This is a genomic window from Cellulomonas sp. P2_B4 (assembly GCF_056404795.1).
On sequence record NZ_JBFUDI010000089.1, the window covers coordinates 1 to 560 of the forward strand.

General features: G+C 68.2%; 1 protein-coding gene. It reads right to left on the bottom strand.

What is annotated here, in order from left to right; all coding sequences use genetic code 11:
• The coding region (locus AC1DZC_RS20250) for a hypothetical protein (protein ID WP_477044536.1) at positions 1 to 560 on the bottom strand (560 nt) is incomplete at both ends.

Sequence of the window (560 nt, forward strand, 5' to 3'; positions counted from 1 at the left end):
GCTGCGCAGCGGTTGCGAGATGCGCCGGCCGATCCACAGCACCGGAATCAGCATGATCGCGTACAGCACCAGCGTCTGCCAGATCAGCCGCCAGACCAGAAAGGCTTCGGCGCGGGGCCATGGCGCGCTGAGCACGAGCCAGCCCTTGCCGGGCTGTTCGACCGCGATGACCAGCTCGCCGCCCATCTTGACCATGCGTTCCGAAAAACGCGGACCCCAGCGGCGCGATCGGCGATCGCCCTTGTGAATCGCGCGGACTTCAGTTTCGATCCGCCCGACCTTCAGCCCGGCTTCGGCCAGTTCTGTGCGCAATCCCTGCTCGACGATCGGCTGATGCTCGCCGGCCGGGTTGACGGGCGAGAGGTCGGCCTTGCGCACGCCGCGACGGCTACCGTCGAAGGGACCGCCACGATTGCTGCGCTCGACCGCATCGACGATGCGGGCGACCGCGGGGCCGGTGGCCTGATCGTAGCGGGAGGCGCGCCGGTCCTGCAGCTGGATCGCGAAGTTGATCGCCTGCGCCACGAACAGCGCGATCGCGATCAGCAGCACCATCTGCC